The organism is Treponema endosymbiont of Eucomonympha sp. (assembly GCF_001028545.1).
In genome coordinates, this window is the sequence record NZ_BBPW01000143.1 from 1 (window position 1) to 1683 (window position 1683).

Annotated in this window: 1 protein-coding gene; it reads right to left on the reverse strand. The window is 62.1% G+C overall.

Translation table 11 applies throughout. The annotated features are described in order from the left end of the window. The coding region (locus tag AWU74_RS05395; RefSeq protein WP_062328394.1) for a helix-hairpin-helix domain-containing protein at positions 1–1683 on the reverse strand (1683 nt) is incomplete at both ends.

A 1683-nucleotide genomic window follows, 5' to 3' on the forward strand; every position in this document is an offset into this window, starting at 1 on the left:
CCTGTTGCATAATCGGCTTGGGGTACGTGTCGCGCGGGTCGCGGCTCGGCTTTTGCAGCTCGCCGATAATGTCGTCGACCGTCTGCCGCCCGATTCCGTATTTCTCCCTGAGCTGCTCTTTGAGCAACGCGGGCACGCCGTTTTTCTGCTGCACCAGCGGTAAGACTTCGCGGGCAGCGGCGTAGTTTTCGGGGTGCACCCACGTTTTATCCAGCGGGTCGGCGCTTTCGGGGATTTTGAGGAAGCCGGCGCACTGCTCGAAGGTCTTTTCGCCCATGCCGCCTACCTTTTTCAGGTCTTCACGGCTCGTTATGGCGCCGTTCTCGTTCCGGTAGGCGACGATTTTCTTCGCGAGGCCGGAGTTAATGCCCGACACGTAGCGCAGGAGCGAATGCGACGCCGTATTCAGGTTCACCCCGACGCGGTTCACCACGGAGCCGACCACCTCGTCGAGCATTTCGGACAGCTTCTTCTGGTTCACGTCGTGCTGATACAAGCCCACGCCGATAGACTTCGGGTCGATTTTTACCAGCTCGGCGAGCGGATCCTGCAGGCGTCGCCCAATAGATATCGCCCCGCGTATGGTCAGGTCGAGGTCGGGGAACTCCTCGCGGGCGGCGTCGCTTGCCGAATAGACGGACGCGCCGTCCTCGTCGACCACCGTGTATAAGACGCCGGGGAAATGCGCCGCAATGACGCGGGAGACGATTTCCTGCACTTCGCGCGTGCCGGTGCCGTTCCCCACGGCGACAAGCTGAATGCCGTAGTCCGCAACGGCTTTTTGTATGGCGGCTTCGGCTTCGGCGGGGCGCGTCTGCTGGTTGACGACAAAATAGCCCAGATACTTGCCGGTCTCGTCGAGCGCGGCGCATTTGGTGCCGGTGCGGATTCCCGGATCGACGCCCAGTACGCGGGTGCCCTTAATCGGCTGCTGCATGAGCAGGTTTTTCAGGTTTTCGCTGAATATGCCGATTCCGTGCTCGTCCGCTCCATCGGTCTGGTCGCTGCGGATTTCGCGCACCACCGCCGGAGACAAAAGGCGCGCCAAGCCGTCCGCGATAGCCTCGGCGTGGTACTTGTTGTTAATAGTGTAGCGTTTTTTGAGCAGGTCGATTGCGCCGTCAACGTCAACGTCAACGTCAACGTCGAGCGCGCCTTCCCGTTCCCCTCGGTTGACCGCGAGGACGCGGTGCGGCTTAATCTGGCTGAGCGGCTCGGCGTAATCCCAGTACATTTGGTACACCGACGTCTTCGCCGCCGATTCGCCGCCGATTCCCTTCGCCTTTATGGCGCTGGTCCGCATATAGAAGGCGCGCACGCAGGCGCGGTTTTCGGTGTCCTGTGCGCAGCGCTCGGCGAGGATATCCTGCGCCCCCTGAAGCGCGTCCGCCGCGCTGGCGACGGAAAGCTCCGGGCGCTCGGCGTCTTCACGCACGAACTCCGCCGCTTTCACTTCGATAGCCGCGTCGCCGAGTTCCAGCATTGCGTCGGCGAGCGGCTCAAGCCCTTTCTCGCCGGCTGTCATGCCGCGCGTTTTCTTTTTCCGCTTGAATGGCGCCCATAAATCCTCAAGCTCGGCGAGCGTCTTCGCGCCCATTACCGCGCCGTAGAGCGATTCAGTGAGCTTCCCCGCCGCGAATATGCCGCGGGCGATTTCGAGGCGGCGCGTTTCAAGGTTCGTGT